The organism is Rhizobium sp. RHZ01 (assembly GCF_014851595.1).
Classification (GTDB): domain Bacteria; phylum Pseudomonadota; class Alphaproteobacteria; order Rhizobiales; family Rhizobiaceae; genus Rhizobium; species Rhizobium altiplani.
This window is the reverse complement of the sequence record NZ_JACUZZ010000063.1, coordinates 1-5,677: the sequence shown is the minus strand read 5'-3', so window position 1 is coordinate 5,677 and position 5,677 is coordinate 1. Positions and strand designations below refer to the sequence as shown.

Genomic DNA, 5,677 nt, shown 5'->3' with positions numbered 1-5,677 from the left:
CGGAGCGGCAATTAGAAAACGATCAGACTCTTGTCAGCGACAATCAGCGTGATACCTTCACCCCGACCGCGACATAAGAGTCTCATCCAGATTGTCGCGCGCGTCTCATCCTGATCGCCGCGCTATAACGGGTCCCGAACCGACCACCTCGGTCCTTCGTTTGATCTCTCCATTGAGGCGCTCAATCGGGTTCATGCTGTGAAGCTTGGTCCAGTGTTGCTTGGGAAAGGTCATGTAGACGAGCACATCTTCCTCCACACTATCCATGAGGCCAGCAAGTTTCGGCACTTTCGGCCTGATCTGATCGGCGACATTGCGCCATTGTTGGCTGGCGGCCTCGGGCGTGTCCTGGGCAAAAGCTGTTGCAATGAAAGCGGAGACCACGCGTCGGCCACTCCTGCCGGCATGGGCCAGCGCATTGCGCATGAAGTGAACCCGGCATCTTTGCCAAGTGGCGGAAAAGCCGCTCTCTCGGCCAGGACAAAGGCAACCTTGCGATTCGCGCGACCTGGCCCAGAGTTGCGATTAGGGCTCGACAGTCGTGGGTTGGTGTTCAGAGATGCCAACCTCATAACGCGCGCTCGTGCGCCTACCGACGGGCATCGTATGAGCCGCCATTGGGTTTTGCTGCAGCCTCTGCGAGCTTTTCACGAGCAAGGCGCAGGAGTTCTTCTCCGTCGCGTGTGCCTTGTTGCCACAGCGATGTTAGTAGAATCGCGATTTCAGCGACTGCTCTTCGGTCTCGCTCGACACCGTTCTCGCGGCACAACGTCTTCAGCGCGAGTTTGATGGTGGAGGAATCAGGAACCATTTGCAGGTCTATGCCCATCGGTTGCTTGCCTCCCGAGAGCTCCAGCATCGCGATAGTTCTATGGACATCGCCCTCACGATTAGACCTACTAGTTTTCTCGGCCCACACTGTGCTCGTACGCAAAAGGACTTTCCTGGTCGGCGGGACCGGGAAAGCCCTTGATCTTTCGCCGCGCGGGTCTCGGGCTGTGCGACTCGGATCAACCAGAGATTGCCTGATATTATTCGCCGAAGAAATCAGACTGAAGCCTGAATCTCGTTTGGACTTTGGTCTGACGAGTGGAAGGCGCTATCCTTCGGCCAATTGAGTGTAGCGGCGCAAAGTCACGGTCTAGGGACCGACGTTACCACTCCCCGCACGATAGGGTTGCCATCCACTTTTATTTTGCAAACTGCCTCTGCTCTCTCACCTGGCCGGTTTCGCTCTTTCAAGGTGACGGCGACTTGCTTTTGTTCTTCCTTGCTAGGGGGATAGCAAAACGACCATGCGTCGCTGAGATAGAATGGAACGTCCGACGGCAGCCCCAAATAGCGTCGAGTTTCTCTCTCGTTGGGTACATCAACCATGATCGCACGGAATCCGCTTGGGTAGGAAAGTGAAAATGCACCCTCGGGCATCGGTGGTCTTGTGAAGTACCCCGCGCGGTATTCGTAATATGCCAGATAAGCTGCGCCTGCGACGATAGCCGTAACTATAACCCGGTCTTTCCACTTCCCCATCTGCCCCGCCCAATTTCCCCGCGCAGCTTTCAACAAAGCGACGAGCGCCCCACGGCCTACGTCTTGATTCCATTATATTCAAGAAGGCGATCATAGTACTTCTCGGCCCTTCGCATAGCCCGGCATTCCTCAAAGGCAGAACGAAACCCCGCGAATTTTCGGGGCCTTTGAGGTGGAATTAAGAGGACGCACCAGAGCAGGCGCAAGAGCTTCGCTAGCGTAGAAGCCGCGTTCGTCAACAAAGAGCCCCGGCGGGTGCAGGCGATCGGGACACGCTGCGAGGCTACAGCCCTAGGCGAGCCGGAATACTACGCTTGCATCAAGCGCCGCCGCAAGGAATGCGGACTGGGCTTCTCCCTGGGTTGCAGTGCCTGCCACGGTAGGAGCGCAGGCCTGCATTGCCGAGAAGAAGGCGAGGCCGTTTGTCACCGGCCAATTCGTAAAGAGCATATCAAGGGCTTCTTCTGCCGATGCAACAGTATGCAGCATGCGGTTGCGTTCAACGACTAAGACCAGCCAACCCGGTGTCGACACAAGGTCTCCGATTCCGCTTTACAGGGATACGCACTGATGGATAGCGCGGTCACTCTTTATAAACCCCGCCCGTGACATGTTGTTCCCATTATTCCACGGGAAGACGAAGCAGGAGCAATTCCAGCAACTCTCGGGGCGCGAGCGTCGAATTCGACGACATAAGCTCTATGGCGACATTTGCGGCGGCTTGCGCCTGGATGCTTTCAGGATCGGTTCTCTTCCGGTAGGGAGTTGTTGCCGTAAGGGGCAAGGGCGTCCGCAGCGGACGTCGATCCGCCTTATCGGTATTTGGTGCACGAGGACCGAAATGCCCAATGAGGTCGGACGGGTAGAGGGCATTAGTCGTGCCGGTGCAAGCGGGCTGCAAGGGACTGCGGATCTTCTGGAGCCACGCCCGCCGCCCTGTTCGGCGAGGAGGACGGCGACTGCCGAGGCGCGCCGGCCGCGTGTGACTTATCTCCTCACCGTCCTTTATCCGGCATTGCGCTTTTCATAAAATGCCATGAATTCTTCGAACGGGAGGGCCTTTGAGTATAGCCAACCTTGTCCGAACTGAATGCCGGAATGACGCAGGCTCGTTACCTGCTCCACTGTCTCGATCCCTTCCGCGACCATCTTGAGTTTCAGGCTATGGGTCATCTCGATGATAAGGTGTCACCAGGCTTGTCGCGGCATTCCGGCCGATAGCATCTACGAAGGACCTGTCGATCTTGAGCACCGACGTTCGGCGGCTGGTCACCGGAGATTGTCGGTCGCCGGCCCCCAGTCACGGTCGATGGCTCAGGGGCACGCGGCGTAGTCGCAGTGGCAAGTTACGAGGCCGGGAAATCCGACGGCCACTCCGCCATGCCGTCCGAACGAACCTGGGCAACCCTGCGATACGTGTAACAAACACGATGCTACTTGTATAAGAGGTCTTGTGGTGCTCTCCTTCGGCCGCTGTCCTATCGTTGGGAGAAGACCATGCCGAACATGATGAAAGCAGCGGTTGTCCTCGATTTCAATAAGCCACTGGTTATTGAGCAAATGCCGATACCAGACCCTGCGGATGATCAGATACTGGTGCGTTTCGCTGCGACAGGCGTCTGCCATACCGATCTTCACGCCGCTCGTGGGGATTGGCCCGTCAAACCAAGTCCACCGTTCATCCCAGGCCACGAAGGCGTTGGATATGTCGCCAAGGCCGGTCGTTCGGTGAAGCGGTTGAAGGAGGGCGACCGGGTCGGCGTTCCGTGGCTCCATACTGCTTGCGGATACTGCTCTCATTGCCGGACGGGTTGGGAAACGTTGTGCGGAAGCCAGCAGAACACGGGCTATTCTGTCAATGGCTCCTTTGCCGAGTACGGCCTCGCGGACCCCGACTTTGTCGGCATCCTCCCTGACAAACTCGATTTCGGCCCGGCAGCGCCGGTCCTGTGTGCTGGCGTTACCGTGTACAAGGGCCTCAAGGAAACCGAAGTGAACCCTGGCGAGTGGGTAATGATCTCAGGCATCGGTGGCCTTGGACACATGGCCGTCCAATATGCAAAAGCGATGGGAATGCACGTCGTTGCCGTCGACGTTTCCGAAAGCAAGCTCACTCTTGCGAGCCAACTTGGGGCGGATGTGACGGTCGATGCACGGGAACCCGATGCAGTTGCCAGGGTCCAAAAGGAAGTCGGCGGGGTGCATGGCGCGTTGGTGACTGCTGTGTCTCCGGAGGCTATGGAGCAGGCTTTCCACATGCTGCGTTCCAAAGGGACGATGTCGCTCGTCGGACTGCCGCCGTCCATGATCAGCCTTCCCGTCTTCGACACGGTTCTCAAACGCATCACGGTGAGAGGCTCGATCGTCGGCACACGCCAGGACCTTGAGGAATCTATCGGCTTTGCCGCCGACGGGAAGGTGGCGTCCCACTTCAGTTGGGACAAGCTTGAGAACATCAACGACATTTTCGCGCGCATGGAGGAAGGCAAGATCGACGGCCGGGTCGTCATCGACCTCCAGTAGCCCGTTAGCGAACACAAGGAGAAGTGCAATGCAGGGCTCCATGACCAGACGCACGCTTATGCAGTTCGCAGGCGCAGCCGCCACAGTCGCGACGACATCAAACCTGCTCATGTCCGCGGCACGTGCAGACACGATCAGCGGGGACATGTACTGGGAACTCGTCCGCCACCAGTTCATCTTCCCGGACACAGCAATTCCGATGAACAGCGCGAACCTTTGCCCGTCCTTCGAGTCTGTGGCATCAAAGGTGGCAGAATTGACCCGCGTCGTGGACTACGACGTTTCGTTGAATAACCGGGCGCAGTTCAACGACCGGCTCTCCAGTTCCCGAATGAAGGTCGCGGCCCAGATCGGAGCCGATCCGGATGAAATCGCCCTGGTTCGAAACACCTCCGAGGCTAACAGCGTCATCACCAACGGTCTCGACTTCAAGTCGGGAGACGAGGTAGTCATTTGGGATCAGAACCACGTCACGAACAACGAGGCGTGGGATATCCGGGCCAGGCGGTTTGGCCTGAAGGTCGTGCGCGTGGCATTGCCGCGACTACCCGAGAGTGACGAACAAATCGTCGAGCTGTTCTCCAAGGCCTGCACCGACCGAACGAAGGCCGTCAGCTTCACCGAATGCTCCAACGTGAGCGGACTGAAGCTTCCGGCCAAGAAAATTGTGGTGATGGCTCGCGAGAAGGGCATTCATTGTCATGTCGACGGGGCTCAGAGCTGGGGCGCGTCAGCGCTCAACCTCCACGACATGGGATGCGACACCTTCTCGGCCAGCGCGCACAAGTGGTTCATGGGTCCGAAGGAGGTCGGTATCCTCTATGTGCGCAAAGGACGCGCCGGCGGAATATGGCCAAACACGATCGGCTACACTGGAGAGATTAAGGTCGAACTCGACCTCGACAACGCAAAGAAGTTTGAAACGCTCGGACAACGCGATGATGCAGCCATCGCAGCGATCGCGGACACTGCGGATATTCACACTCAGATCGGCCCGCGGCGTGTAGAAGCCCGCATAGCGGAACTCGCGAGCCAACTAAAGCAGGGATTAAAGGATCTCGGGGCTACCCTTGTCACTCCGGAAAATCCGGCGATGAGCGGCGGGGTTGTTGTGATAGAGGTTCCGAAGCAAAACCAAAAAACGGTGGTCGACACCCTTTATTCAAAATTCGGGATAGCAGCCTCTTCCAGCGGCGGGTTACGACTTTGCCCCCACATTTACAATACACAGGCCCACATCCAACGTGCTCTCGACGGAGTAGCCTCGATGCGTGACCTTATAAAAACCTGACGGATAGCGGCATCTACTTACCCTCAGTACACCGGACATGATCCAGCAGCACTACGGCGGTTTTTGCCACAGGACAAGGCGGCGTTGGCAGCGCGCATTTTAAACGAGGTTTGGCAAGCGGCCTAATGAGAGTCGCTGTGCTGCAAAACGGGTGGCAGCGGGTCGGTTAGCTCCAGCTAGCCGATCGCGCTCGCTCCGCACGACCTTAGAGCGGATCATTGCTTATCGGAATCGGTGCGCGATTCCCAAATCAGCAGATTTGTGATTCATCATGGATGCTGGAATGGAGGCCAGCATCCATGACACGACCCTATTCGAATGATCTTCGTGAGC

The 5,677-nt window shown here is 57.5% G+C and carries 5 protein-coding genes and 2 pseudogenes; 3 read left to right on the top strand and 4 right to left on the bottom strand.

Annotated elements, in window-relative coordinates; all coding sequences use genetic code 11:
- Nucleotides 1-138 precede the first annotated feature (138 nt).
- From IB248_RS30655 to IB248_RS32260, 4 genes and pseudogenes are all read right to left on the bottom strand, one after another.
- Nucleotides 139-459: pseudogene (locus IB248_RS30655) on the bottom strand (IS256 family transposase); the annotation flags it as partial.
- Nucleotides 460-589: 130 nt separating this feature from the next.
- A complete protein-coding gene (locus tag IB248_RS30650) occupies nt 590-859 on the bottom strand; it encodes a hypothetical protein (RefSeq protein WP_246733811.1) in 270 nt (89 codons plus the stop codon).
- A gap of 962 nt (nt 860-1,821) precedes the next feature.
- Nucleotides 1,822-2,064, bottom strand: coding sequence for a DUF982 domain-containing protein (locus IB248_RS30645; RefSeq protein ID WP_029792764.1), 243 nt, complete (start codon nt 2,062-2,064; stop codon nt 1,822-1,824).
- Nucleotides 2,065-2,535: 471 nt separating this feature from the next.
- Entirely contained in the window at nt 2,536-2,679 is a 144-nt protein-coding gene (locus IB248_RS32260; protein ID WP_281419731.1) for a hypothetical protein, read from the bottom strand.
- A 120-nt stretch (nt 2,680-2,799) separates the two neighbouring features.
- On the opposite strand from IB248_RS32260, the pseudogene IB248_RS32100 reads away from it, so the two are divergent.
- The 3 genes and pseudogenes from IB248_RS32100 to IB248_RS30630 all read left to right on the top strand — a co-directional run.
- Nucleotides 2,800-2,919: pseudogene (locus IB248_RS32100) on the top strand (DNA polymerase IV); the annotation flags it as partial.
- A gap of 108 nt (nt 2,920-3,027) precedes the next feature.
- Nucleotides 3,028-4,053 (top strand): alcohol dehydrogenase AdhP, encoded by a 1,026-nt coding sequence (adhP, locus tag IB248_RS30635; protein WP_029792551.1) that lies wholly within the window; start codon nt 3,028-3,030, stop codon nt 4,051-4,053.
- A 40-nt stretch (nt 4,054-4,093) separates the two neighbouring features.
- Nucleotides 4,094-5,344, top strand: coding sequence for an aminotransferase class V-fold PLP-dependent enzyme (locus IB248_RS30630; RefSeq protein ID WP_169683801.1), 1,251 nt, complete (start codon nt 4,094-4,096; stop codon nt 5,342-5,344).
- Nucleotides 5,345-5,677: the final 333 nt, after the last annotated feature.